Genomic DNA, 24,796 nt, shown 5'->3' with positions numbered 1-24,796 from the left:
GACCTGACCACGGCCCTCCCACACGAGGGCGTCATTCACGCCCGAAGGACGCTACTTGGTGTTCGTACGACCTCCGGCGAAATCAGCGCCGTTGTTGACGTCCTCTAGGTGGATTGGTATTTCGTCGATGTGCAAGGCGATCAGTAGCGCCCTCGTCGCCACTCGGTAACGTCCCCCGACGCGCATGACCGGGCACGGAAACGTGCCCTCGCGAATGAGTTTGTACGCGGTGTTGACGTGGACTCCCAAAGCCTTGGCCGCCAGGCTCAGCGGGACTGACGTTGGCAGTTTGAACAGTTCGGGAAAGGTCATTGTGCCCGGCACACGATGCTGAGGCCGAGTTGGTGCCGCCGGCAATCGGCGTATCGGGATCAGCTCGGTCATGAGTCCTCACTTTCGCCGGCCAGTATCGACCAGATGTCTGCGCGGTCCTGCGAGTTTTCAATCATCCCGGCGAGCCCGAGTCTGTCGGCGAGCGCGCCGAGTCGTTCGCCCTCGATAGTGCTGTAGTCGCGCGCCGACGCCTCGGGGCGACCCAGTTCAGCGGGAGACAACGGGTCGGGGTGCGCTTCGGCCTGTCGCTGCAGAGCAGATTCGATATCGTCGACAGGCTGTTCACGAACGGCTCGCTGGCATCCGTTGCGTGCAGAACTGAACGTTTGCCACCACAGCCGCTTTCCAGGTTCCTGCTCGGGGTCTAGTCGCCCCAGAGCTTCGATGAAACCGCAGAGAGCATCGGACTGGATGTCCCGGATGTCGGTGGCCCACGCGCGGTGCAACCGTCGTACGATCGCGCGCAAGCTCGGTAACATCATCCAGATCGCCATTGGTGTCCACTGCTCCGGATCCGCCCGTGTGTGCTGAACCAAGCTGTGCCAGATCGCATTCTTCGTCGAGTTGTTTTCCGTTTTGTCGTGCAATATCGCGCGAGCGTCCACGAGTGTTATTTCTGGATCCGGCAAGGAAGCAGCCCTGGGAAAGAAGGCTCTGTCCAGATCGTCGAAAATATTGGCGAACTGAAGAGTTTTTGACGATCTTGTCATGGTATGCATGCTCACCTTTGCAAGATTCACTTGCGAAATAATGATCTTGTTTCTGGTTGAGTCCGCTGGACACATGCATAAAAGAAGATGGCGCGAAGAGTACGCGCTCAGCGGTTCGCCGCTGCGCAGGACACGCCGGCGCGTCCCGACGCGGCGCGGATCGCTCCGGTGACCGATGAGTTCTCGGCGGCGGAGGAGTCTGCAGTGACATGACGACACACATCCTGGAGACCGCCGACGTCGATATCGCGTACGACGTGCATGGCCCACTGCCCACCGCCGATGGCCGGCCGCCGCTGTTCATGATCGGGCAGCCCATGGCCGCCGAGGGGTTCGGCACGCTGGCCTCTTACCTTCCCGACCGCACGGTGATCACCTACGACCCGCGCGGGATCGGCCGCAGCATCCGCAAGGACGGCCGGGTCGACGCTGTTCCGACGGTCCAGGCGGGCGACGTGCACGCGGTGATCGAGGCGCTCGGCGCCGGGCCGGTCGAGATGTTCGCCAGCAGCGGCGGGGCGGTGACCGCGCTCGCGCTGGTGGCGGCCTACCCGCACGACGTGGCCACCCTCGTCGCCCATGAGCCGCCGATCATTCCGGTGCTGCCCGACGCCGCGGCCGCCGAGCGCGCCCAGGCCGGGTTCCGCGAGGCGTACCAGGCGAAAGGGCAGGGCGCCGGGATGGCGGCGTTCATCGCGATGACGTCCTGGCAAGGCGAGTTCACCGACGACTACTTCGCCCAGCCGTCGCCCGATCCCGCCCAGTTCGGGCTGCCGGCCGACGACGACGGCAGCCGCGACGACCCGCTGCTGTCCGACCGGTCCCTGGCCGTCACCGCCTACCGCCCCGATGTCGACGCGTTGACCGCGGCGCCGACCCGCGTCGTGATCGGAGTCGGCGAGGAGTCCGCGAACACCTTCACTGGGCGCACATCCGTCGCCACGGCCGCACAACTCGGTCAGCAGGTGACCGTCTTTCCCAGTCACCACGGCGGTTTCCTCGGTGGCGAGCACGGTTACGCCGGCCAGCCCGAGGCGTTCGCCCGCAAGCTGCGCGAGGTGCTCAGCTGAGCTCGTGCAGGATCGCCGCCAGCTCGCCCGGCCGGTCGAACATCGGCCAGTGCGAGCCGCCGAGTAGCTCGCGATAGTCCCAGTCGTCGTTCGCCATGTGCTGGAAGGCGGGGACGGTCGCGGCCATCGCCCGGGCCTGCGCCGCAGGGAAGCTGCACAGCACGTGCAACCGCGGCAGCTTCTCCCATGCACCCGTCAGCCGGACCGGCGTGGTGGCGGTCGCCCACGGCTGCGGCACCGACAACCGCTCCAGGCGTTCCGCGCCGGGCAGCTCGGACCAGGACGGCGGTGGCAGCTGCCAACCGTTCCCCACCAGTTCGGCGTTGCGGGCCTGCTGCTCGGGCGGGAGGAACTCCAGCTGCGACATACCGTCCGGCAGCGGGCCGCTGTCAACGAACACCAGCCGGGAGATCCGGTCCGGCAGCCGGTCCGCGACGCTCGGGATCACCACCGAACCGGCGTAGCTGTGCCCGACCAGCACCACATCGTGCAGCTCCTCGTAGCGAATCAACTCCTGCACGTCCGTGACATGCGTTTCCACGTCGGTGTCGGGACGAGCCAGGTGCGCCCGCTCGCCCATTCCGGTCAGGCTGAGCGGGTGCACGTCGTGACCGAGGGAGCGCAACTCGGCTGTCACCGGGCGCCAGGCCCACGCGCCGAGCCAGAATCCGGGAATCAGTACATAAGTAGCCATGCCCGGCACGCTAGAAGGGTTACCAGACAGAACCTGCCCGGTATTCGCGCGACAATTTCCGCATGACCCGCCCGACCGCTCGCGTGCTCGCCCTGCTGGAGATCCTGCAAGCCGGCGGGACCCGGACCGTCGCCGAACTGGCCGACCGGCTCGGCGTGGACGAACGCACCGTCCGGCGTTACGCCGGCCACCTGATCGACCTGGACATCCCGGTCCGCTCGATCCGCGGCCGCTACGGCGGCTACCGGCTCGCCCCCGGCTACCGGATGCCGCCGCTGATGCTCACCGACGACGAGGCGCTCGCCGTCCTGCTCGGCCTGGTCGCCGGCCGGCGGGCCGGGTTGGTGACGACCTCCGTCGCCGCGATGGAGAGTGCGACCGCGAAGGTGCGCCGGGTGCTGCCCGAGGCGCTCGGCCGCCGGCTCGACGCGCTGCTGGCCACGACCGATTTCACCGCACCGGCCCGGTCCGTGATCAGCGCGGAGACGGGTGTGCTGCTGACCCTCGCCGAGGCCGCCCGCGAGCGCCGGCCGGTCGCGATCGCTTATACCGCCTGGCGCGGGCGGCGCAGCGAGCGAACGGTGCACCCATACGGAATCGTCGCGCACTCCGGGCGCTGGTACGTGACCGGCGCCGACTCGGACAGCGGCGAGGTGCGCACGTTCCGGCTGGACCGGATCGAAAACGCGACGATGGTGCCAGGCTCGTTCGACGTGCCCGAGGGTTTCGACCCGGGAGCGCGGGTGCTGGCAGGCTTGGCCGACGTGCCCTACCAGCACGAAGTGTCCGTACGGGTCCAGGGCACGGTGGAGCAGGTTCGGTCCCGTCTCCCGGCGGGCGTCGCGGTCGTCGAGGAACAGGACGACGAGTGGGTGCGGGTCCGGCTGCGGGCCGAGCGCCTGGACTGGGTCCCGTCCGCGCTCGCCTGGCTGAACCTGCCGTTCGTGATCGAATATCCGGACGCCCTGCGCGAGCACGTGCGCGCGCTGGCGCACCGGATGATGACGAGCGCCGGTTAGGATTCGACGGTGACCTGGACCGCGCCCGAGATCCAGTTCGCCGGGGGATCGACCGCGGCGGACGAACGCACGATGCTCGCCGGCTATCTCGAGTGGCATCGCGCCGTTCTGCTCACCAACTGCGCGGGACTGACCGGCGAGGAGCTGGCCCGGCGGACCGTGCCGCCGTCGACGCTTTCCTTGCTGGGCTTGATCCGGCACATGGCCAAGGTCGAGCGCATCTGGCTCCGCGAGCGCTTCGCGGGTGAGCCGGTGGACCGGTTGCATCCGGGCACGGACACCGATTTCGACGAGCTGGATCCGTCGAGAGCACAGGAAGACTACGAGCGGCTGATCGAGGAATCCCGGATCGCCGACACGATTTTCGCCGGTGCCACACTCGACGACACGTTCACCCACAACGGTGGGACCTGTTCGGTGCGTTTCCTTTACCTGCACCTGATCCAGGAGTACGCGCGGCACAACGGGCATGCCGATCTGTTGCGCGAGCTGACCGATGGGACCACCGGAGCTTGAACAAGCGGCGCAGGCAGACCAACCCGATGCCCGGCGAGTATCGCGTGCGGTTCGGCACCGCGGAACTGCTCGCCGACGCCGACCATCCCGGTGGCTGGCTGCTCAGCGTCGACGGGATCGCGCAGTCCTATGTGGACATCGACGATCCGACGCATCTCGAGTTCGAGTACGTGCGGCGGATGGGCGACGTCATCGACTGTCTCGACGACGGCACGGAACCGTTGGAGGCACTGCACATCGGTGGCGCAGGCTGCACACTGCCGCGCTATATCGCGGCGAAGCGGCCGGGCTCGCGGCAGCTGGTGTTCGACGCGGACGGACCGCTCATCGAACTGGTCCGCGAACAACTCGATCTCCGCAGCGTGCCGCAACTGCGCGTGCGGATCACCGACGGCCGTGCCGGTGTCGCCACTCGCCACGACGACAGCGCCGACCTCGTGATCGCGGACGTCTTCAAGCAGGCCCGCATGCCGAGCGAAATCGCGACACTCGAATTCACCCGCGACATCGCGCGGATTCTCCGGCCTTCGGGCACCTATCTCATCAACGTCGCCGACGGCCCCGGCCTCATGTTCACGCGCCGGGTCGCGGCCACGGTTTCGACGGTGTTCCCGGACGCTCTGCTGCTCGCCGAACCAGGTGTGTTGCGCGGGCGGCGGTTCGGGAATGTCGTCCTCGCGGCGTCGGCCGCCGAGCTTCCGGTGCAGGCCATCACGGGCCGGGCCGCGTCCGCCGCGTTCCCGGCCCGGTGCCTGGCCGGTGCTGAACTGAAATCCTTCTACGGCAAGGCGAAGCCGCTCACTGATACCGATGGCATGCGCGCACCCGTGCCGCCGCCCGACTCCTTCTAAGCGAGTAGTTCCCGGAACCGGTCCGCGGACACGTTGCCGCCGGAGATGATCGCGCCGATCCGCTTGCCGGTCACGGCGATCTTTCCGGTCAACAGCGCGGCGACGACCGTGGCCCCGCTCGGCTCGACGACGAGTTTCATCCGGTCGAACAGAAACCGCATCGCGTCCCGGATTTCGTCGTCGGTCACCGTCACGACGTCCGACACGAGCTTGCTGTTGATCGCGAAGGTCAGCTCGCCCGGCTCGTTCACCGCGAGGCCATCCGCGATCGTGCGCGGCACCTCGATCCGTACCCGCTTGCCTTCCGCGAACGAACGCTGGTGGTCATTTCCCGCCGCCGGTTCCACCCCGACCAGTTGGATACCGGGGTGCAACGACGTCGCCGCGACGGCCGTGCCCGCCATCAAACCGCCGCCGCCCAACGGCGCGAGCAGCACGTCCACCGCGCCCGCGTCCTCCAGCAGTTCGAGTGCGGCCGTGCCCTGACCGGCCATGATGTCCGGGTGCTCGAACGGGGGGATCACCACAAACCCTTGCCGTGCCGCGAGTTCTTCGGTCAGCACGGTGCGGTCCGCGTGGTAGCGGTCGAACCGGTGGACCTCGGCGTCGTACCCGATCACCGCGTCCACTTTGGACTGTGGTGCGTCCTCGGGCATCAGGATCGCCGCTTTCGTGCCCAGCAGCGACGCGGACAACGCGACCGCTTGTGCGTGATTTCCCGACGAATAGGCGCACACGCCGCGGGCCAGCACATCCGCGGGCAGCCGGGAGAGCGCGTTGTACGCACCGCGGAACTTGAAGGCGCCCATGCGCTGGAAGTTCTCGCATTTGAGCAGAACTTTGGCGCCGGTGCGGGCATCGAGGGTGCGGGAGGTGTGGATCGGCGTGCGGTGTGCGTGTCCGGCGAGCCGGGCGGCCGCCGCGCGGATGTCGTCGAGGTTCACTCAGACATTATGTAAAACTATCAGACTGTTTGTCCATGCGAATTGCTGTGCTTCACTATCGGCACTATGCGCCGAATCGTGCTCCTGCTCGCGACCTTCGCCGTGCTGGCCGGCTGTTCGCCGCAGCCCGCCGCGCAGGCACCGTCGCCGCCACCGAGCCCCAGCGCGCCGCCGCCCGCTTCCGCACAGCCGCCGCCCGACCCGCAGCCGGCGGGCGCCGGGCCGTGCCCGTATCTCGACACGTCCTTCGTCGCGGACGCCAACGGTCAGCATGTTTCGAAGGTCCAGACTTCTTCCGACAAACCACATCCCGCGTGCTTCTTCTATGCACTCAACGGCAAACTCCAGTTGACCGTCCAGGTTTACGTGGGCGATCCGGCCGTCGCGAAAGCCCTGGTGGACAAGGCGGCTCCGCTGACCACCAGCAACCCGGCGACCGATCCCGCCGGCTGGCAGGGCGGCTACGAGCCGACCGACGCGGGCGCGGTGTACGCGGTCGCCAAGGCCGGCACGGCCATCGTCGTCACCACGAACCAGAAGCAAACGGTCAAGGCCAGAACCGTTGCCAAGCAAACAATTTCCGGCCTCGGCCTTTAACGCCTAGCGGCTGAAGGCGCAACTCGAACCTGTACTACGCTGACCCCCACCTGTGGCCGGGGAGGACCAGCCGCCATCGGCGCGCAAAGGGCCGCAGCGTAATTCCGTGTACCTCGAAGTGAAGAAGGACAGACACCCGTGGCTGACACCCTCAAGGCAATCCTGCTCGACTCCAGCAGGCGTCCCTCCGTCGTGACCGACCTGGAAACCCTGGTCGACGCAGAGGTCTCGGACAAGGGCGGCGTTTCCGGTGCCGTGATCAAGACTGGTTTCGCGGCGGTCAAGAAGATCAAGCCGGGCATCATCGGCTCCGCTTGCGACAGTCTGCTGGACGACTTCGCCGCGACCCTCGAGCCGTTCTACGCGGACTTCAAGGGCAAGGGCGGCGGCGACTTCGGCGCGTACCTGTCGGGCCGGGGCGACGAGGCGTCCGACGCGCTGCTCGGCGTCACCGACGCTCGTGCCGACCGGAGCAGCCGGGACAGCATCAAGAAGATCTACTCGAAGCTGCGCCCGAATGGCAAGAAGAACGTCGAGGAAGCCCTTCCCCGGCTGGGCCAGCTGATCGACAAGCACACCGCCTGAGTGGCGGACAACCCGTGAGGCCGCCTTCGGGAACTCCCGGAGGCGGCCTCGACGGCGTTGTTCAGTTCTGCTTCTGTGCGGTGGAAGGCGTCGCGGTCTGACCGTTCGCGGCGTGCTTCGGATCCGCGGGCGCCGGTGTGGCGTGCGGCGGTTCCGTCGCGACCGGCGGCTGCTGCTTGGGGCGCAGCGCGTACGCCGCACCGGCGGCGACCAGTCCGATCCCGAGCAGCCACGGCCAGCGGCGGCGCTTGCGCTCACCCTTCGCGGCGACCTTGGCCTCGGCGAGTGCCGCCCGGAACTCCTTCTTCGCCGCCTTGAAGTCGCGCTTGGCCTTGCGCTTGGACTCGCCTGCCGACTTCGCGGCCTTCACGGCGGCCTTGCGCGCCTTGCGGCCGGGCTTGCGCATCTCGGCGAGCCGGGCGGCCGCTTCCTTGCGTGCCTCCGCGCGCGCCTTCGCCAGCTCCTTGCGAGTCTTGCCGGACTTCTTGGCGAGATCGTTGCGTGCCTTGCGGCCTCGCTTGACCGCCTCCTTGCGCACTTCTTCGGTGTTCTCGGCAAGCAGTTGCTCGGCCGCCTTGCCCGCCTCCACGGCGCGGCTACGCAGGCCCCGTAAGCCGGACTTGACCGGCTCACCGACCGAGTCTTGGGCTCGGGTCATGGCCTTCACCTCGTCAATCGTTGGTCTTTTCGTTGTTTCCCCGTCACTATCCTGCCCGTTTCCGGCGGATCCCGCTGCGGATGGCACGATGAAGAGCGTGACTGACAGCAATCAATCCCTCGTTGGTGCGAAGGCCAAGGCCGTGCTGCACACCAACCATGGCGACATCAGCGTCAACCTCTTCCCTGATCACGCGCCGAAAACCGTGGCGAACTTCGTGGGCCTCGCCGAAGGCACGAAAGAGTACACGCAGGCGAACGCGAAGGGCGACAAGTCGGGACCGTTCTACGATGGGTCGGTTTTCCACCGGGTCATCTCCGGCTTCATGATCCAGGGCGGGGACCCGACCGGCACCGGGCGCGGCGGCCCTGGCTACCGCTTCGACGACGAGTTCCACCCGGAGCTGCAGTTCAACCGTCCGTACCTGCTCGCGATGGCCAACGCGGGGCCGGGCACCAACGGTTCGCAGTTCTTCATCACCGTCTCGCCGACGACCCACCTGAACTTCAAGCACACGATCTTCGGTGAGGTCGCCGACCAGGAGTCGCGCAACGTCGTCGACCAGATCGCGAACACCGCGACGGGCGTGGCCGACCGGCCGCTCGACGACGTGGTCATCGAGAAGATCGACATCGAGCGTTAGCAGACGGCTCCCGGGTACCTTGGAGGCATCGTGAGCCAGCCTCCACCGTCCCAGACACCATCGACGGCCATGCCCGGCTGCTGGTGGCATCCGAACCGTCAGACCGGGCTCAGCTGTACCCGCTGCGGCCGGCCTGCCTGCCCCGACTGCCTGCGTGAGGCAGCCGTGGGCGCACAGTGCATCGACTGTGTGCAGGCCGGTCGCCGGCAGGACACGGTGCGGCGCCGGCAGCCCCAGCCCGCTGGATACGGCTCGCGCACCATCGCGGGCGCGCGGGTGTCCGACCGCCTGGTGGTGACGCCGGTCCTGATCGCGCTCAACGTGCTGATCTACGCGATCACCGCGATCGAGGCTCAGAGCCCGTGGAACAACCAGGTTTCGGACCTGTTCGGTGCCTGGGTGCTGTGGCCGCGGGCCGTCGCGGGTGGGGAGTGGTGGCGCCTGGTCACGTCCGGCTTCCTGCACTACGGGCCGGTCCACCTCGCGATCAACATGTTCTCGCTGTGGATCATCGGCCGCGAGATGGAAGTGCTGCTCGGCAAAGGCCGGTTCGTCGCGCTCTACGCGGTCTCGCTGCTGGGCGGCGGCACCATGGTCTTCCTGTTCAGTGCCGAGAACGGGACGACTGCCGGTGCCTCCGGGGCGATCTACGGCCTGCTCGGTGGCGTCCTGGTCGCCGTGCTGCGGCTGAAGCTCAACCCGGTGCCCGCGATCGGCACCATCGTGCTCAACCTGATCATCACCGTGACACTGCCGAACATCTCGCTGTTCGGGCACCTCGGCGGGCTGGTCGTCGGCGCGCTCGGGACGGCGGCGCTGGTGTACGCCCCGGCAAAGAACCGCGTCACCTGGCAGGTCAGCGCGCTGGCCTTGCTGACGGTCGCGCTGGTCGCGCTGTACTTCTACCGCGACGCGCAGCTGGCGAGCGTGGCCTGCAGCGGCTCCGGCGCGCAGATGTGCTCACCGTCGTAGCGCGCTGAGCACGTCGAGCACATCGACCGGATCGGCGCCCAGTTCCAGCCAGCCGAAGACGAACAGCTGGTCACCGGCGGAGATCTCCAGCGTCCGGCTCTCCCGGCCGAGCCGCTTGTTGCTGCGCACCGAGAGGGCCGCCTCCGGCCAGCTGAATCGCTGCTCACCGTGCATCGTGCGGACCCGCACGCCGTCGGCGTCGGCGGCCAGCCGCGGCCGGACGAGGAGCCCGTGCGCGGACAGCGCGGCGAGCACGACGGCCGCGACGGCGAACAGCACCTCGCCCGTCCGGTCGTCGTAGAGGAAGGCGCCGGCGAGCGCCACGAGCGCGCCTATCAGACCGACGGCGACGAGCGCCGGTCGGGGAGCCCAGCTCGCCGAGTTATCCACAGGAGTTATCCACAATGGGGATGAGTCACACCGGTGTAATTCGCTGTCAATCGGCTGTTCAGGGTAATCCGGTGAACTTTCGTCGAACTACCGCCAGCGCATCGTCATCAGCAGGCCGGAGATCATGAGCGCGAAACCGATCGCGAAGTTCCAGTTCCCCAGATCCGCCATGAACGGGATCTTGTCGCCCGCGATGTAGTTGACCACCAACCAGGCGAGCCCGACCAGCATCAAGCCGAACATGACGACTTTGTAGATCGGGTGCGACGGCCCGGCGGCGCGCACCTTGACCGGTGTACGCCGATCGGCGGGCGGGGTGTACGCCGTCTTCTTGCGGACCTTGGACTTCGGCATCGGAACCTCGCGTGATCGGTGACTCGCCGGCGATGCGCGGCTCCCTGCGCGCACCCACCTCTGGCATCACACGTTAACGTAAGCGGGCACTCGAGAGGAGCGCGCGTGGCGATCCTGGACGCACCACCACGAAAGTCATCGCCCGGGCCCGGCGCGAAGGCGGTCCGGACGGTCGGGGAACTACTGATCACCGCTGGTCTCGTCGTGTTGCTGTTCGTCGTCTACGAGCTGTACGTGACGGACATCTTCTCCGCGCAGAAGCAAGCCACCGCATCCGCCGACCTGGACCACGACTGGTCCCAGGATCCCGGCCGCGAGCTGCATCCCGAGCTGATCGACGGCAAGGCGTTCGCCAAGCTGTACATCCCCAGCTTCGGCGCGGACTACCACTTCACGATCCAGGAGGGCACCGACGCGGCCGCGCTCGAAGTCGGTCCCGGGCACTACAAGGGCACCGCGCTGCCGGGTGAGCCCGGCAACTTCTCGATCGCCGGGCACCGGGTCGGCAAGGGCGCCCCGTTCAACGACCTCGACCTGCTGAACTCGTGCGACGCGATCGTCGTCGAGACCCAGACCGACTTCTTCGTGTACCGCGTGCTGCCACATGCCGACGAGACCGCGAACTGGGCTTCCGGCAAGGGAAAGCAGCCGCAGTGCGCGAAGGTCGGAACGCTGCGAACGAACGCGCCGGACGGCGGACCGTACGGCCAGACCACCGGTCGCGAGATCGTCTATCCCACGCAAGGCGACGTGGTCGCTCCGGTGCCGCACCACACCACAGATGTGCTCGCCCCGGCCCAACAGGTCGCGCTGCTCACGCTGACGACCTGCCACCCGCAGTTCTCCGACCGGCAGCGGCTGATCGTGCACGCGGTGCTGACCAACCAGTTCCCGAAGACGCCGGGCGCCACCTACGCCCAGCTGCTGCAGGCCATCGGGGAGGCGTAGATGTACGGCTGGATCTGGCGCCACCTGCCGGGACCACTGGCCGCGAAGCTGGTGCTCGCGGCAGTGCTGATCGCGGCGGTGGTCGCGTTGCTGCTGTTCGTGGTCTTCCCCTGGGCGGACCCGTTGCTGCCGTTCAACCACGTGTCGGTCAACGGCGGCTGACGCGCACCATCTCGTCGCGCTCGACGACCTTGACCCGCTCGCGGCCCTGCGGCTCGCCGAGTGCGCGTTCGTGCGCGTCGAGCCGGCCCCAGCCGTCCCAAGTCGTGAACGGGATGTCGCGCTCGGCAAGGAAAGCGAGGATCGCGTCCGGGTCCTCGTGCTTCGGCCGCGCGAGCGAGTCCGCGTCGGCGAGCAGGTTCGCGATCGTCTCGGCCGCGTCACCCTTGGTGTGCCCGATCAGGCCGATCGGGCCGCGCTTGATCCAGCCCGTCACGTACACGCCGGGCAGCTGGTTCTCGTCGATGTCCAGCACCCGGCCGCCCGCGTTGGGCACGGTGCCGGTCGCGTGCTCGAACGGGATTTCGGCCAGCGGCGAGGACAGGTAACCGACCGCGCGGTAGACGGCCTGGACGTTCCAGTCGTGGAATTCGCCGGTGCCGCGGACGTTGCCGTCACCGGTCAGCACGGTACGTTCCGTGCGCAGCCCGCTGACCCGGGCGTCGCCGAGGATCTCGGCCGGTGCGTGGAAGAAGTGCAGGTGCAGCCGCTTCGGCCGGTCGCCCTGGTCGCGAATTGCCCACTCCTGCAAGGTTTTCACGATCATGTCGACCTGCTTCGACTCGCGGATGGCCGCCATCGAACCGTCGTCGAACTCGATGTCCTCGGGGTGGACGATGACCTCGACGTTCGGCGAGTGGTCCAGCTCCCGCAGCTCGAGCGGGGTGAACTTGGCCTGCGCCGGACCGCGACGGCCGAACACGTGCACATCGGTGACCGGGCTGGCCTTCAGACCTTCGTAGACGTTCGGCGGGATGTCCGTGGTCAGCAGCTCATCGGCGGTCTTGGCCAGGATGCGGGCCACGTCGAGGGCGACGTTTCCGACGCCGAGCACGGCGACACTGGTCGCCTCCAGCGGCCAGGTGCGCGGCACGTCGGGATGCCCGTCGTACCAGGACACGAAGTCCGCGGCGCCGAAGTTGCCCGGCAGGTCGATCCCGGGCAGGTCGAGCGCGCGGTCGCTCATCGCGCCGGTCGCGAAGACGACCGCGTCGTAGAACTCGCGCAGGTCGTCGAGCTTGACGTCGGTGCCGTAGTCGATGTTGCCGAGGAGCCGGATGCCGGGCCGGTCGAGCACCTTGTGCAGCGCGGTCACGATGCCCTTGATGCGCGGGTGGTCGGGTGCCACGCCGTAGCGGATCAGGCCGAACGGAGCCGGCATGCGTTCGAAGAGATCGACGCTGACCTCGGCTTCGGACTTGTCGAGGAGGTCGGCGGCGTAGATGCCGGCAGGACCGGCGCCCACGATCGCGACACGGAGGGATCGGCTCACTCTTCGACGGTAAAGTAAGGTGACCCTAACCGGCACTGTGATCTGCCGTACGGTCCATGCCCTGGGATAGGTAGTCTTGGCGCCATGCGCGTGCTGGTGGTCGACAATTACGACAGCTTCGTCTACAACCTCGTGCAGTACCTGGCGCAGCTCGGCGCCGACTGCACGGTGTGGCGCAACGACGTCGTCGATCTCGATCGCGTCGCGGAGTTCGACGGGGTGCTGGTCTCGCCGGGGCCGGGCACGCCGGAGCGTGCGGGGCAGAGCATCGACGTCGTCCGCCGCTGTGCCGACACGGAAACGCCGCTGCTCGGGGTGTGCCTCGGGCACCAGGCGATCGGCGTGGCCTGGGGGGCGACGGTCGACCGGGCGCCGGAGTTGTTGCACGGCAAGACTTCTCAGGTGCGCCACGAGGGTCACGGCGTGCTGGCCGGGCTGCCCGACCCGTTCACCGCGACCCGCTACCACTCGCTGACGGTGCTGCCCGAGACGATCCCGGCCGAGTTCGAGGTCACCGCGCGCACCGAATCCGGCGTCGTGATGGGGATGCGGCACCGGGAGCTGCCGGTCGAAGGCGTGCAGTTCCACCCGGAGTCGGTGCTGACCGAGCGCGGGCACCGGATGCTGGCGAACTGGCTGGCCGCGGCCGGGCACCCGGTCGAAGAGTCCATTGTGGATGATCTGGTACGCCAGGTCGAGGCGTTGCAGAAGGCCGCGGTTGCGTGACCGCGCTGATCCGGCTCGGCGGAGTCGGTAAGCGCTACGGCCGGGACAGCCTCGTGCTGACCGGGATCGATCTGGAAGTCCCGCGCGGTGCGGTGATCGGCATCGTGGGCACGAACGGGTCCGGGAAGTCGACGCTGCTGCGGATCCTCGCGCGGGTGTCACGGCCATCGTTCGGCACGATCGCGGGCACGCCGTCGATCGGGTACATGCCGGACCGTTTCCCCGCGTCGACCCGGATGAGCGCGCTCGCGTACCTGCGCAACCTGGGCCGGATCAGCCGGGTGTCCGATGTGGACACCCGCGCGGCGGCGCTGCTGGAGCGGCTGGCCCTGGCCGGCGGTCCGCGCGCACCCATCAAGCAGCTGTCGAAGGGCAATGCGCAGAAGGTCGGTCTCGCGCAGGCGCTGCTGACGGACCCGGAACTGCTGGTGCTCGACGAACCGTGGTCCGGCCTGGACCCGGCCGCGCACGGCGTGCTCGGCGAGCTGATCGCGGAAACCCGGGAGCGCGGCGCGAGCGTGGTCTTCACCGCGCACGATGAGGGACTCGCCCAGCGGCATGCTTCGCGGGTCCTGCGGATCGGTGGCGGGGTCCTGCGGGAGTCGACGCCGACCGTGCGAATCCTGTTGCGTGGCAACGGAGACGTGCCGTGGCCGGAAGCGGTGGCACGGGACGGTGACCAGGTCGAGCTGGCGGTCCCGACCGAGCGGGCCGACAAGGTGCTGCTCGACGCGTTGCAGCGCGGCTGGTCTGTGCTGGCGGTGGCGCGATGATCCGGTACCAGCTGGCGCTGCTCGCGCATTCGCAGCGATGGCTGCCGCCGTCGTTCGCTTTCGCCGTGCTGCTCGCGATCCTGTACACCGACCCGGACGCGCCGGTTGTGCCCGAACTCGCGGTGAGCGCCGGCGCGCTGACCGTGGTGTCGTGCTGGCTGACGATCGCGCTGGTCGACGCCGAGGACCCGGTCCAGCGGCTGATCACCCGCGTGCACGCGCGGCGATTGTGGAAACTGGTCGGCGGCGTGGTGTCTTCGGTGTTGTCGTGCTGCGCGGTGCTGACGGTGATTTCGCTGGGATGGTCCCTGGCCCGGCACGGCGGATACGCGGCGGGCACCCTGGGTCTCGGCGTGCTCGCCCACCTGGCGACGGTGTGCGTGGGTATCGCCATCGGCCTGCCCTGCTCGCGGCTGCTGGTCCCGCGGATCGGCTACACGGTGCTGACCGCGCTGGCGGCCCTCGTCGTGGTGCTGCTGGTGCGGTGGATCCCGCTCCTGAACCCCATGCTGCGTGCAATGTCCTCCGGCCACCCGGCGACCGTCCCGGTCCTCGTCGGCGCCGTGGTGTCAGCCGTGCTCCTGACCCTCAGCGCGGTGGCCGTCGCTGTCGTCTTCGACCGCCGCACCTGACTCAGTCGCGGATTCCGGACAGCAGTGAGGCCAGGTCCCCGAAGGGAACCTGGCCTCACCAAGAACACAAACCGATCAGCCGCCGTTACCCGGCTGGCCGCCGGGTGGGAAGATGCCGCCGCCGCGGCTGGTGGACGTCGGGGTCGACGTGGTGCTGGTGCTGGTACCGCCACCACCGGGGCCGCTTGTCTCGCCGATGAACACCGTGATCTGCTGGTTCTTCGCGATCTGCGTGCCCGCGGTCGGCGCGGTGCGCGTCACCAGGCCTTCCTTGTCCCGATCGTTGATCCGGTCCGCCTGGTAGTTCACCTGACCGTCCCAGCCCGCCTGCTGGAGCTTCGCCATCGCCTCGTTCTGGTTCAGCCCGGTCAGATCCGGCATCGCGATCTGCTGCTGCGAACCGTCCGACACGAACAGCACCACCGTGCTGCCTTCGGGCGCCTGGCCGGCGTTCGGCTTCTGGTTGACGACCGTGCCCTGCGGCTTGTCCGACGCCTGGGACTGCTTCGACACGTTGAACCCGACCGACCTCAGCTGGGACTCCGCGACACTGGCCTGCTGACCGGTGTAGTCGGTGATGTCGACCATGTTCTTCGTCTTGCCGACGGTGATCGTCACCGTGGTGCCCTCGTCGGCCGTGGTGTTCGCCCCGACGCTCTGCTTGATCACCTTGCCGTACTGGTTCGAGTCGGTCACATCGACCTGCAGCACGTTCGGGTCGAGATACAGCCCGACGCCCTGCAGCGCCGCCTTCGCCTCGTCCTGGCTCTTGCCGCTCAGATCCGGCACAGTCACCTTTGCCGGCGCGGCCCCGACGCTCAGCTTGATCTCGGTCGACGTGACCACCGTGGCGCCGGCGGCCGGGTCCGTTTTCAGGGCCTGGCCGATCTGGTCAGGGGTGCACGCCGACGTTCCGTTCTCCTGCAGCTTGCACGACACGGATACGGGCGTGACCTTCGTAAATCCCTTGTTCCGCAAGGTATCCATCGCGACGTTCTGCGATTGCCCCTTCACGTCGGGCACCGCCGCCGTCGCGGGCTTGCTGTCGAACGCGCCGGCCAGCCACGCGATGAACGCGATCAGCGCCAGCCCGATCACCGTGAAGATCACGGCCGTCCACGCGCGCCGTCGCCGGCGGCCGGCCGGGTTCTCGTCGCCGTAGCCGTCGCTGTACTCCTCGTAGTCCGCCGCGTGCCCGGGCGGGCCACCACCGTTCATCACCTGGGTGCGCTCGTCGGCGGTCATCACCATCGGCGCGGACGGGCGCTGCCCGGACAGCACGCGCACCATGTCCGAGCGCATCTCGGCCGCCGACTGGTACCGGTTCGCCGGACCCTTCGCCAGCGCCTTCAACACGATCGCGTCCAGTTCCGGGGACACCGCGGGGTTCACCGACGACGGTGCCTTCGGGTCCTCCCGGACATGCTGGTACGCCACCGCGACCGGCGAATCACCGGTGAACGGCGGCTCGCCGGTGATCAGCTCGTACACCACGCACCCGGCGGCGTACACGTCCGACCGGGCGTCCACACCCTCGCCGCGGGCCTGTTCCGGCGAAAGGTACTGCGCGGTACCGATCACCGCGGCTGTCTGCGTCATCGCGGCCTGGCCGTCGTGCATCGCGCGGGCGATACCGAAGTCCATCACCTTGACCGCGCCGTGGTTGGTGATCATTATGTTGGCCGGCTTGACATCCCGGTGCACGATGCCGTGCCGGTGCGAGAAGTCGAGCGCCGCGCAGACGTCGGCCATGACCTCCATGGCCCGCTTCTGAGACATCGGGCCTTCGGTCTTGACGATGTCCCGCAACGTCCGGCCGTTGACGTACTCCATCACGATGTAGGGCAGCGGGCCGTACTCGGTCTGGGTCTCGCCCGTGTCGTAGACGGCGACGATCGCCGGGTGGTTGAGTGCCGCGGCGTTCTGCGCCTCGCGGCGGAAGCGCTCCTGGAACTGCGGGTCCCTGGCCAGGTCGGCACGAAGGATCTTGACCGCGACCTCACGCCCGAGGCGGACGTCGGTGCCGTGGTGGACCTCGGACATGCCGCCGTAGCCAAGCGTGTCGCCCAGTTCATAGCGGTTGGAGAGCAGTCGGGGTGCGCTCATCGGAGAAAGCCTGTCCATTCCGTCCAAGGTGTACTCATCATGCCCCGTAGGTCTTCTGTTCGGTGGGAGGCGTCTGGTCCCGGCCCGGGACCAGATCGCTGGTGCCGACGTGGCCCGGCTGCGCCGGGGCGTTCGGCTTGTCGAGCAGCCGCGGCAGCAGCAGCGCCGCCGCGATGACGAGCCCCACGACGAGGATGGCCAGAACCACCCACAGCGCCGTCAGGTTCCGCCGCCGCGGCATCGGGGGCGAAACCGGCACCACCCCACTGGGATGACCCATCGGGGGCGCCACAGGTTGCATCACCGGATGTGAAATCGGCCCGACCGGCCGGTTCGATACATAGGACTGCACGAGACCGGAGGGCGCCGGCAGCGGATGACCCGCGCGGACCGCGGCGACGGCGGCCGCGAACTCACCGCCGGTGCGGTAGCGCTGCCTTGGATCCTTGACCAGTGTCGCCTCGACCAGCGCCCGCGCACCCGGCGGCACGTCCGGCGGCAGCGGTGGCGGCAGATCGCGGATGTGCATCATGGCGACCGTGACCGAATGCTCCGACAGGAACGGCCGGTGCCCGGTCAGGCACTCGTAACCGCAGACGGCGAGCGAGTACACGTCGCTGGCCGGCTCGGCGTCGTGACCGAGCGCCTGTTCCGGCGCGATGTAGTGGGCCGTGCCCATGACCATGCCCGACCTGGTCACCGGGGCGGCGTGCGCCGCCTTCGCGATGCCGAAGTCGGTGATCTTGACCGTGTTGGTGGGCGTGACGAGGATGTTGCCGGGCTTGATGTCGCGGTGCACCAGACCACGTTCGTGCGCGGCCTGCAGCGCCCGGCCCGCCTGCTCGAGAATGTCGAGCACCCGGTCCGCGGCCAGCCGTCCTTCGCGCGCGAGGATGCCGGCCAGTGGCTCGCCCTCGACGAGCTCCATGACCAGATACGCGATCGAATCGTCCCCAGTGGCGCTTTCACCGTAATCGTGCACGGCGGCGATCCCGGGATGGTTCAGCGAAGCCGTCGTCCGCGCCTCGGTCCGGAAACGGTGCAGGAACTCGGCGTCACCCGACAGCTCCGCCTTGAGCACCTTCACCGCGACGATGCGGTCCAACCGGGTGTCACTGGCCTGCCAGACCTCGCCCATCCCGCCGACGGCGATCCGGCTGACCAGACGGTAGCGCTCCGCCACCAGCTGACCCGTGGACAGCATTCGCTACCCACCCCCGAGCTGCGCGTTGATCGCGGCCCGGCCGATCTCGGCGGCGACGGTGCCACCGGTGGCCTCCAGACCACGGTTACCACCGGACTCGACGATCACCGCGACCGCGATCTGCGGGTCGTCGGCCGGCGCGAACCCGGTGTACCACGCGTGCGGCGGCGTGTTCTTCGGGTCGCTGCCGTGCTCGGCGGTCCCCGTCTTGGAGGCGATCTTGATGTTCGCCTTCTTGCCGCCGCCCTTGGTGTTGTCCTCCGACGCTTCCATCATCTGCTTGAGGATCTGGGCGTTCGACGACGACAGTGCCGGCGTGCCCGTGAGCTTCTCCGGCGTGAAGCCCTCCAGGTCGGACAGGTCCGGCGCGAGCAGCTTCTTCACCAGTTGCGGCCGCATCGCCATGCCGCCGTTGGCGACGGTCGCGGACAGCAGGCAGTCCTGCAGCGGGGTGAGCCGGACGTCGCGCTGCCCGATGCCGCTCTGGTACAGCGCGGCGGTCGAGTCCAGCGCGCCGAGGCTCGACGGCACGACCTTCGTCGGGATCACCAGATCGGTCTGGCCGATGCCGAAGTTCGCCGCGGTCTCGCGCAGTTTGTCCGCGCCCAGCTGGCCGGCGAACGTCGCGAACGGGACGTTGCACGAGTGCGCGAGCGCGTCGGCGAACGTGTTGCCGGGGCAGACCTCGCCGCCGTAGTTCTCCAGCGTCGTGTTCGTGCCGGGCAGCAGCACGTTCGGCGCGTTGCTCACCGGGGTGGACGGGGCTGCGCCGCTCTCCAGCTCCGCCGCCGCGACCACCAGCTTGAACGTCGAGCCCGGCGGGTAGGTCTCCGAGATCGCCCGGTTCAGCATCGGGTTCTTCGGGTCGTTCGTGAACGTCTTCCAGGCGTCGCCCTGCGCGGTGCCGTCGTGCGAGGCCAGCGCGTTCGGGTCGTACGACGGGGTCGAGACCATCGCGAGGATCTCGCCGGTCTTCGGGTTCATCGCGACGACCGCGCCGGTGTAACCCTTGGCCATCATCGCGTTGTACGCGGCCTGCTGGACCGCCGGGTTGATGGTCAGCTGCACGTTGCCACCGCGCGGATCCCGGCCGGTGACCATGTCCGACAGCCGCCGCACGAACAGCCGCGGGTCGGAGCCGGTGAGGATGTCGTCCTCGGACCGTTCGAGCCCGGCCGAGCCGTAGCGCGACGAGTAGTAGCCGGTGACCGGCGCGTACATCGGGCCGTTGAGGTACCGGCGCTGGAACTTCAGCTTGTCGTCCGTCGGCACCACGTCGGCCAGCACCTGGCCGTTGAACTGCGAGACCAGGCTGCCGCGCTGGCGGGCGTACTCGTCGAGCAGCACTCGCTGGTTGCGTGAGTCGGTGCGGTAGCTGTCGGCCTTGACCACCTGGATGTAGGTGACGTTGGCCAGCAACAGCACCACCATGACCAGCATGGCGATGCCGACGCGCCGCATGGGCTTGTTCATTCGGCACCCCCCTGTTCGGCACTCGGCGGCCGCACCAGCACGGTGTGCGCTTCGGCCAGCGGAGCCTGCTGCTGCGGCGCCTTCGGGCGCGGTTTGGCGGTGGGCCGGCGGGCCGCGTCGGAGATCCTCAGCAGCAGCGCCACCAGGATGTAGTTGGCCAGCAACGACGAACCACCGTAGGACAGGAACGGGGTCGTGATACCCGTCATCGGGATCAGCTTCGTCACCCCGCCGACGATCACGAACACCTGCATCACGATCGAGAAGGACAGGCCGCAGCCGAGCAGCTTGCCGAACGTGTCGCGGACGGCGAGCGCGCTGCGCATGCCGCGGGTCGCCAGGATCAGGTACACCATCAGGATCGCGGCCAGCCCGACGAAGCCGAGCTCCTCGCCGAGCCCGGCGGTGATGAAGTCGGTGTTGGCCTCCGGCACGATGTCGGGCCGGCCAGCGCCGAGCCCGGTGCCGCCGACCCCGCCGGTGCCCAGCCCGAACAGGCCCTGCGCGATCTGGTAGCCGCCGCCCGCGTCGTAGTAGGTGGCCAGCGGGTCGATCCAGTTCGCCACCCGCTGCTGCACGTGCGTGAACAGCTTGTACGCGATGACACTGCCGACGACGAAGAACGCGAGCCCGGTGACCACCCAGATCGCGCGCTCGGTGGCGATGTAGATCAGCACCAGCACGATCGCGAAGAACAGCAGCGAGGTGCCCAGATCCTTCTCGAACACCAGGACCAGCAGGCAGACCGCGGCGGCGATGAGCAGCGGGCCGAGGTCGCGTGCGCGCGGCAGCTCGACCCCGAAGACCTTCTTGCCCGCGATCATGAACAGGTCGCGCTTGGCCACCAGGAAGGTGGCGAAGAAGATCGTCAGCAGGATCTTCGCGAACTCGCCGGGCTGGATCGAGAAGAACGGCAGCTTGATCCACACCTTGGCGCCGTTCACCTCGGACAGCGAACCGGGCAGGATCGCCGGCAGCGCCAGCGCCACCAGCCCGATCAGGCCGCAGGTGTAGCCGTACCGGGTCAGCGTGCGGTGGTCCTTGACCAGGATCAGCACCGCGAGGAACAACGCGAGCGCGAGTGCGGTGAACAGGACCTGCTTGGGCGCGGCCGAGGTGTAGTCGTTGCCGCTCTGGGTCGCCCGTTCCGTCATCGCCAGGTCGATCCGGTAGATCATCACCAGGCCGATGCCGTTGAGCAGGGCGACGCTGGGCAGGATCAGCGGATCCGCGTACGGCGCCCAGCGGCGGACCGCCAGGTGTGCGACCCCGAACAGCGCGAGATAGGCCAAGCCGTACCAGATGATCGAGAAGGAGAGCTCCTGCTCCTGGTTGGCCTGGACCAGAACGAACGCGCAGGTGACGATCAACGCTGCGAACCCGAGCATGGCTAGCTCGGTCCCTCGCCGCGTCGGCAGCTCCCGCTGCGGGTTGGTCTGATAGATCGCGGCTGCGGAGTCGGGTGACGCGGGCTGGCTCATCAACCACCGCCGCCCGGCGGGGTCGTCGTCTGGCAGTCGGTGCCCGGGAGCCCGGTGCCCGGCGCCGCCGGGGCGGTGCTCTGCTGCGGTTCGCCGGGCGGTGTGGTCGTCGGGGTCGTCGTCGTGGTCTGCGTCGAGCAGTCCTTGAGCGTCTTGTACCGCAGGAAGTTGTTGATGTAGTCGCGCGCGGCCTGCAGGGAGTCCTTCTTGACCCCGTTGCGGACGGCGTTCTGCGCGTCCTGCTGCAGCTGCGGCACGGTCAGCACGTCACACAGCGAACTGCCCGGCGGGCACGAGCCTTCGGCCTGCTGGTGCAGCTGGATACCGAGGATGCTGCCCGGCACGCCGCGGAAGACCGCGACCTCGTTGCCGGCGCCCTCGCCGACGTAGTACTGGCTGAGCACGAAGTAGCGCGTCGCGATGCCGCCCGCGGCCAGCAGCACGAGCACCAGCAGGATGCCGACGAACCAGCGCCAGCGCTTGCGGCGCTTGAGCTTCGGGTCCACCGGCGGCTCGGTCATCGGCGGTGGCGGCGGGGGCGCGGTGAGCGCGCGGGCGCGGGCCGCGGGGGAGTCGCCCTGGTGGTTGTAGTCGTCGCTGCCGTCGCCGGCGGCGCCGCCGACGATCGGGGCGTCCTCGCCGAAGTCGACGTCCACCACGTCGGCCACGATCACCGTGACGTTGTCGGTGCCGCCGCCCTTGAGCGCCAGCTCGATCATCCGGTCCGCGCAGGCCTGCGGGTCCGGGATCTGGATCGCCTCCGCGAGGGTCTCGTCGCTCACCATGCCGGACAGCCCGTCCGAGCAGAGCAGGTAGCGATCACCGGCGCGCGCCTCGCGCACGGTCAGGCTCGGTTCCACCTCGTGCCCGGTAAGCGCTTTCAGCAGCAGTGAGCGCTGCGGGTGGGTCGCGGCCTGGTCGGCGGTGATCCGGCCCTGTTCGAGCAGTTCGTTGACGAAGCTGTCGTCACGGGTGATCTGCGCGAACTGACCGTTGCGGTTCAGGTAGGCGCGCGAATCGCCGACGTGCACCATGCCCAGCCGCGAGCCGGAGAACAGCATGGCGGTCAGGGTGGTGCCCATCCCGTCGAGATCGGGATCGTTGGCCACCAACTCGGAGATCGCCGCGTTGCCGCCCGACACCGCCTCTCTCAGCTGGGACAGCAGATCGTCGCCCGGCTCGTCGTCGTCGAGCGAGGCAAGGGACGCGATGACGACTTTGCTGGCGACCTCACCCGCGGCATGGCCGCCCATGCCGTCGGCGAGTGCGAGTAGACGCGGTCCCGCGTACACGGAGTCCTGGTTGCTCGAACGCACCAGGCCACGGTCGCTGCGGGCTGCGTAGCGAAGAACGAGTGTCATGGGCGAAGCTCGATCACCGTCTTGCCGATCCGGATGGGGACACCGAGTGGAACTCGGAGGGGTGCAGTGACCTTAGCCCGGTCGAGGTAAGTCCCGTTTGTGGATCCCAGATCTTCCACGTACCAGTCCGCGCCGCGCAGCGAAATGCGTGCGTGCCGGGTCGAGGCGTAGTCATCGTCCAGCACGAGCGTCGAGTCGTCGGCCCGCCCGATCGTGATCGGGCGGCCGTCCAGCGCGATCCGGGTCCCGGCCAGCACACCGTGCGTCACGATGAGCTGACGGGGTGTTTTACCCGACCCCCTCGGGCGCTGCTTGTCCTTGCCCCGGCGCAGGCCGGGGATGGCCACCTTCAGCCCGGAGGCCGCGTACAGGTCAGACCGCACCACGCGGAGTGCGGCCAGCACGAACAACCAGAGCAGGATCAGAAAGCCCACCCTGGTGAGTTGAACGACCAGCTCTGGCACCTGTTGTGTCAGCTCCCGCCTTCTGTACTCCCACCCGTGACGCCGGTGCGCCACGGTGCCCCGCCGACGTCATTCTGCGGGACACGGGATACCAGCTTCTCAGCGGCTCGGCGAACGGAAACAGGCAGGTGCCTTGTTGCCCGTTCAGCCCTGGGTGCGGAAAACCAGTGACGAGTGGCCGACCCTGATCACGTCGCCGTCGGCCAGCTGCCAGGTCTGCACCGGCGTGCCGTTGACCGTGGTGCCGTTGGTGGATCCGATGTCGGCGAGCGTCGCGCTCTGGCCGTCCCAGGTGATCTCCAGGTGCCGGCGGGAGACGCCGGTGTCCGGGAGGCGGAAGTCCGCGTCCTGGCCGCGACCGACGACGTTGCCGCCCTGCTTCAGCGAGTAGGTGCGGTTCGAGCCGTCGTCGAGCTGCAGCGTCGCCGCCAGCTGGCGGTTGCCACCCTGCACCGCCGGCGGGGCGTAGCCCTGCTGGGCGTACGGGTCCGGCGCGCCCTGCTGTGGCGGGGCGTAGCCGCCCTGGGGCTGCCCGCCGGCGTAACCGCCCTGGTCGTAGCCGCCGCCCTGCTGCGGCTGGCCGTAGCCCTGCTCGTAGCCCGGCTGGCCGCCGCCGTAGCCACCTTGGTCGTAGCCGCCGCCCTGCTGGGGCTGGCCGCCGTAGCCGCCCTGGCCGTAACCACCCTGGTCATAGCCGCCCTGAGGCTGGCCGTAACCGCCCTGGTCGTAGCCGCCGCCCTGGGGCTGCTGGCCGTAACCCTGGTCGTAACCACCCTGCTGGCCGCCGTAACCACCCTGGTCGTAACCGCCCTGGGGCTGCTGGCCGTAACCACCCTGGTCGTACCCCTGCTGGCCGCCGTAGCCGCCCTGGTCGTACCCGGGTTGTCCCTGCTGTCCATAGCCGTACTGGCCGCCTTGTTGTTGCTGGCCGTACGGGTCGCCCTGGTCGTATTGGCCGTAGCCGGGGGGCTGGCTCATTGCTGGGTCTCCTGCGTTGCTGGGTCGAGCTGGCCGTCCTGGACCCGGGCCGCCACGCGCGCTGACGTCCGGATCGACGGATGAACGGATCTTGAATTGTCCGGTGTGCAGCGCCTCGTTGCGCTCGAGCGAGACTACGACGTCACCATAGGTGTCCCAGCCGTGCTCGGCGAGATGCTGTCCCACCGCTTCCGTGAGCACCCTGATGACGCGCTGCTCGTCGCCCGCCATGCGGTCATGGTCCGCCTGGCCCAACGACACCACATAGTGGTTCGGAGCCAGCAGCCTACCGCCGGCCAGCTCACGAACGTTATCCTCGCTCTCACGCTCCAGGGCCTGCGCCACCTCCTGGGTGACGACATTGCCGCCGAACATACGCGCGAAGGTGTTCCCCACCAGGCTTTCCAGGCGTCGATCAAACCGTTCAACGCGGCCCACCGGGTCTCGTAGCCTCCTTCGTACATGTGCTTTCGCACCTGATCCTATCGGCTCTCGGGGCCCGCGACACGGACCCCGAGAAAACCCCTGCGCACACCCTGATACAGTTTCCTGGCTGTCGCACTCGGGCGAGTGGCGGAATGGCAGACGCGCACGGTTCAGGTCCGTGTGTCCGAAAGGACGTGAGGGTTCAACTCCCTCCTCGCCCACCCTGTTCAAGGCCCTCCGCTTCGCGGAGGGCCTTTTCCCGTGGTCCTCATCACACCCGGGGGCCGAGCCCCCGGACCCCCGCGGTGCGAGCTCCTTGCGCTGGCAGCGTGGTTTGGTTTGTTCGGACCAGCACGGGGTGCGGTGGGGCGCGGTACTGTCCGGGGTTGACGTGTT

At 68.5% G+C, this 24,796-nt stretch carries 28 protein-coding genes and 1 tRNA gene; 14 read left to right on the top strand and 15 right to left on the bottom strand.

All coding sequences use genetic code 11. From position 1 onward, the window contains the following. Positions 1 to 51 precede the first annotated feature (51 nt). Both LOZ83_RS10880 and LOZ83_RS10875 read right to left on the bottom strand, forming a co-directional pair. Entirely contained in the window at positions 52 to 384 is a 333-nt protein-coding gene (locus LOZ83_RS10880) for a helix-turn-helix domain-containing protein (RefSeq protein ID WP_236790305.1), read from the bottom strand. Next, positions 381 to 1,073 (bottom strand): hypothetical protein, encoded by a 693-nt coding sequence (locus LOZ83_RS10875; protein ID WP_236790304.1) that lies wholly within the window; start codon positions 1,071 to 1,073, stop codon positions 381 to 383. The genes LOZ83_RS10880 and LOZ83_RS10875 overlap by 4 nt, the downstream gene beginning before the upstream one ends. 179 nt (positions 1,074 to 1,252) lie before the next feature. Here LOZ83_RS10875 and LOZ83_RS10870 point away from each other — a divergent pair, with 179 nt between their 5' ends. After that, positions 1,253 to 2,113: an alpha/beta fold hydrolase gene (locus tag LOZ83_RS10870; RefSeq protein WP_236790303.1), complete on the top strand. Its 861-nt coding sequence runs from the start codon at positions 1,253 to 1,255 to the stop codon at positions 2,111 to 2,113. On the opposite strand, the gene LOZ83_RS10865 is transcribed toward LOZ83_RS10870, so the two are convergent. Then, a complete protein-coding gene (locus LOZ83_RS10865) occupies positions 2,106 to 2,807 on the bottom strand; it encodes an alpha/beta fold hydrolase (protein ID WP_236790302.1) in 702 nt (233 codons plus the stop codon). The two genes, LOZ83_RS10870 and LOZ83_RS10865, sit on opposite strands and share 8 nt — an antisense overlap. A 62-nt stretch (positions 2,808 to 2,869) precedes the next feature. On the opposite strand from LOZ83_RS10865, the gene LOZ83_RS10860 reads away from it, so the two are divergent. Genes LOZ83_RS10860 through LOZ83_RS10850 form a run of 3 tightly spaced genes read left to right on the top strand, consistent with a single transcriptional unit; the run spans position 2,870 to position 5,193 of the window. Continuing rightward, entirely contained in the window at positions 2,870 to 3,826 is a 957-nt protein-coding gene (locus LOZ83_RS10860; protein WP_236790301.1) for a YafY family protein, read from the top strand. Between the two features lie 9 nt (positions 3,827 to 3,835). Next, the gene (locus tag LOZ83_RS10855; protein ID WP_236790299.1) at positions 3,836 to 4,342 is read left to right on the top strand and encodes a DinB family protein; all 507 of its coding nucleotides are present in this window, start codon (positions 3,836 to 3,838) and stop codon (positions 4,340 to 4,342) included. Between the two features lie 26 nt (positions 4,343 to 4,368). After that, the gene (locus LOZ83_RS10850) at positions 4,369 to 5,193 is read left to right on the top strand and encodes a spermidine synthase (RefSeq protein ID WP_236790763.1); all 825 of its coding nucleotides are present in this window, start codon (positions 4,369 to 4,371) and stop codon (positions 5,191 to 5,193) included. On the opposite strand, the gene LOZ83_RS10845 is transcribed toward LOZ83_RS10850, so the two are convergent. Beyond that, positions 5,190 to 6,137, bottom strand: coding sequence for a pyridoxal-phosphate dependent enzyme (locus LOZ83_RS10845; protein WP_236790297.1), 948 nt, complete (start codon positions 6,135 to 6,137; stop codon positions 5,190 to 5,192). The two genes, LOZ83_RS10850 and LOZ83_RS10845, sit on opposite strands and share 4 nt — an antisense overlap. Positions 6,138 to 6,203: 66 nt before the next feature. Here LOZ83_RS10845 and LOZ83_RS10840 point away from each other — a divergent pair, with 66 nt between their 5' ends. After that, positions 6,204 to 6,734 (top strand): DUF2020 domain-containing protein, encoded by a 531-nt coding sequence (locus tag LOZ83_RS10840; protein WP_236790296.1) that lies wholly within the window; start codon positions 6,204 to 6,206, stop codon positions 6,732 to 6,734. A gap of 138 nt (positions 6,735 to 6,872) precedes the next feature. Continuing rightward, a complete protein-coding gene (locus tag LOZ83_RS10835) occupies positions 6,873 to 7,319 on the top strand; it encodes a hypothetical protein (protein ID WP_236790295.1) in 447 nt (148 codons plus the stop codon). 61 nt (positions 7,320 to 7,380) lie between these two features. On the opposite strand, the gene LOZ83_RS10830 is transcribed toward LOZ83_RS10835, so the two are convergent. Next, positions 7,381 to 7,977: a hypothetical protein gene (locus LOZ83_RS10830; protein WP_236790294.1), complete on the bottom strand. Its 597-nt coding sequence runs from the start codon at positions 7,975 to 7,977 to the stop codon at positions 7,381 to 7,383. 88 nt (positions 7,978 to 8,065) lie between these two features. Here LOZ83_RS10830 and LOZ83_RS10825 point away from each other — a divergent pair, with 88 nt between their 5' ends. Then, positions 8,066 to 8,620 (top strand): peptidylprolyl isomerase, encoded by a 555-nt coding sequence (locus LOZ83_RS10825; RefSeq protein ID WP_236790762.1) that lies wholly within the window; start codon positions 8,066 to 8,068, stop codon positions 8,618 to 8,620. Between the two features lie 165 nt (positions 8,621 to 8,785). Continuing rightward, positions 8,786 to 9,592, top strand: a complete 807-nt coding sequence (locus LOZ83_RS10820; RefSeq protein WP_308190203.1) for a rhomboid family intramembrane serine protease — start codon at positions 8,786 to 8,788, stop codon at positions 9,590 to 9,592. On the opposite strand, the gene LOZ83_RS10815 is transcribed toward LOZ83_RS10820, so the two are convergent. Both LOZ83_RS10815 and crgA read right to left on the bottom strand, forming a co-directional pair. Further along, a complete protein-coding gene (locus LOZ83_RS10815) occupies positions 9,581 to 9,982 on the bottom strand; it encodes a PH domain-containing protein (protein ID WP_236790293.1) in 402 nt (133 codons plus the stop codon). The genes LOZ83_RS10820 and LOZ83_RS10815 overlap by 12 nt on opposite strands. A gap of 87 nt (positions 9,983 to 10,069) precedes the next feature. Then, positions 10,070 to 10,336, bottom strand: coding sequence for a cell division protein CrgA (crgA, locus tag LOZ83_RS10810; protein WP_236790292.1), 267 nt, complete (start codon positions 10,334 to 10,336; stop codon positions 10,070 to 10,072). Positions 10,337 to 10,441: 105 nt separating this feature from the next. Here crgA and LOZ83_RS10805 point away from each other — a divergent pair, with 105 nt between their 5' ends. After that, entirely contained in the window at positions 10,442 to 11,284 is an 843-nt protein-coding gene (locus LOZ83_RS10805; protein WP_236790291.1) for a class E sortase, read from the top strand. Beyond that, on the top strand, positions 11,285 to 11,446 hold the full coding sequence (locus LOZ83_RS10800; RefSeq protein ID WP_236790290.1) for a hypothetical protein: 162 nt from the start codon (positions 11,285 to 11,287) through the stop codon (positions 11,444 to 11,446). It begins immediately after the preceding gene. Here the strand turns inward: LOZ83_RS10800 and LOZ83_RS10795 are convergent. After that, complete coding sequence (locus tag LOZ83_RS10795) at positions 11,433 to 12,749, bottom strand: FAD-dependent oxidoreductase (protein WP_236790760.1); 1,317 nt, start codon at positions 12,747 to 12,749, stop codon at positions 11,433 to 11,435. The genes LOZ83_RS10800 and LOZ83_RS10795 overlap by 14 nt on opposite strands. 111 nt (positions 12,750 to 12,860) lie before the next feature. Here LOZ83_RS10795 and LOZ83_RS10790 point away from each other — a divergent pair, with 111 nt between their 5' ends. From LOZ83_RS10790 to LOZ83_RS10780, 3 genes are read left to right on the top strand one after another with little or no spacing between them, the layout of a single operon-like run. Continuing rightward, positions 12,861 to 13,502, top strand: coding sequence for an aminodeoxychorismate/anthranilate synthase component II (locus LOZ83_RS10790; protein WP_236790288.1), 642 nt, complete (start codon positions 12,861 to 12,863; stop codon positions 13,500 to 13,502). 5 nt (positions 13,503 to 13,507) lie between these two features. Next, positions 13,508 to 14,275: an ATP-binding cassette domain-containing protein gene (locus LOZ83_RS10785; protein WP_236790759.1), complete on the top strand. Its 768-nt coding sequence runs from the start codon at positions 13,508 to 13,510 to the stop codon at positions 14,273 to 14,275. Next, on the top strand, positions 14,272 to 14,907 hold the full coding sequence (locus tag LOZ83_RS10780) for a hypothetical protein (protein ID WP_236790286.1): 636 nt from the start codon (positions 14,272 to 14,274) through the stop codon (positions 14,905 to 14,907). Before LOZ83_RS10785 ends, LOZ83_RS10780 begins: the two co-directional genes overlap by 4 nt. 75 nt (positions 14,908 to 14,982) lie before the next feature. Here LOZ83_RS10780 and pknB read toward each other — a convergent pair whose 3' ends face one another. From pknB to LOZ83_RS10745, 7 genes are all read right to left on the bottom strand, one after another. Continuing rightward, the gene (gene pknB / locus LOZ83_RS10775) at positions 14,983 to 17,013 is read right to left on the bottom strand and encodes a Stk1 family PASTA domain-containing Ser/Thr kinase (RefSeq protein WP_236790284.1); all 2,031 of its coding nucleotides are present in this window, start codon (positions 17,011 to 17,013) and stop codon (positions 14,983 to 14,985) included. 37 nt (positions 17,014 to 17,050) lie between these two features. Continuing rightward, a complete protein-coding gene (locus LOZ83_RS10770; protein ID WP_236790283.1) occupies positions 17,051 to 18,217 on the bottom strand; it encodes a serine/threonine-protein kinase in 1,167 nt (388 codons plus the stop codon). 3 nt (positions 18,218 to 18,220) lie between these two features. Then, positions 18,221 to 19,690: a penicillin-binding protein 2 gene (locus tag LOZ83_RS10765; RefSeq protein ID WP_236790282.1), complete on the bottom strand. Its 1,470-nt coding sequence runs from the start codon at positions 19,688 to 19,690 to the stop codon at positions 18,221 to 18,223. Continuing rightward, complete coding sequence (locus tag LOZ83_RS10760; RefSeq protein ID WP_236790281.1) at positions 19,687 to 21,171, bottom strand: FtsW/RodA/SpoVE family cell cycle protein; 1,485 nt, start codon at positions 21,169 to 21,171, stop codon at positions 19,687 to 19,689. Before LOZ83_RS10760 ends, LOZ83_RS10765 begins: the two co-directional genes overlap by 4 nt. Further along, positions 21,171 to 22,532: a PP2C family serine/threonine-protein phosphatase gene (locus tag LOZ83_RS10755; protein WP_236790280.1), complete on the bottom strand. Its 1,362-nt coding sequence runs from the start codon at positions 22,530 to 22,532 to the stop codon at positions 21,171 to 21,173. Before LOZ83_RS10755 ends, LOZ83_RS10760 begins: the two co-directional genes overlap by 1 nt. Then, positions 22,529 to 22,996, bottom strand: coding sequence for an FHA domain-containing protein (locus LOZ83_RS10750; RefSeq protein WP_236790279.1), 468 nt, complete (start codon positions 22,994 to 22,996; stop codon positions 22,529 to 22,531). Before LOZ83_RS10750 ends, LOZ83_RS10755 begins: the two co-directional genes overlap by 4 nt. Before the next feature lie 144 nt (positions 22,997 to 23,140). Next, positions 23,141 to 24,412 carry a DUF3662 and FHA domain-containing protein gene (locus LOZ83_RS10745; protein WP_236790278.1) on the bottom strand — a complete coding sequence of 424 codons (1,272 nt, stop codon included), beginning with the start codon at positions 24,410 to 24,412 and terminating at the stop codon, positions 23,141 to 23,143. A 126-nt stretch (positions 24,413 to 24,538) separates the two neighbouring features. On the opposite strand from LOZ83_RS10745, the gene LOZ83_RS10740 reads away from it, so the two are divergent. Continuing rightward, positions 24,539 to 24,621: transfer RNA gene (locus LOZ83_RS10740), tRNA-Leu, on the top strand. The last annotated feature ends 175 nt before the right edge of the window (positions 24,622 to 24,796 follow it).

It is taken from the genome of Amycolatopsis sp. GM8, assembly GCF_021653975.1.
Taxonomy (GTDB): domain Bacteria; phylum Actinomycetota; class Actinomycetes; order Mycobacteriales; family Pseudonocardiaceae; genus Amycolatopsis_E.
This window is presented reverse-complemented; position numbering and strand designations above follow the sequence as displayed.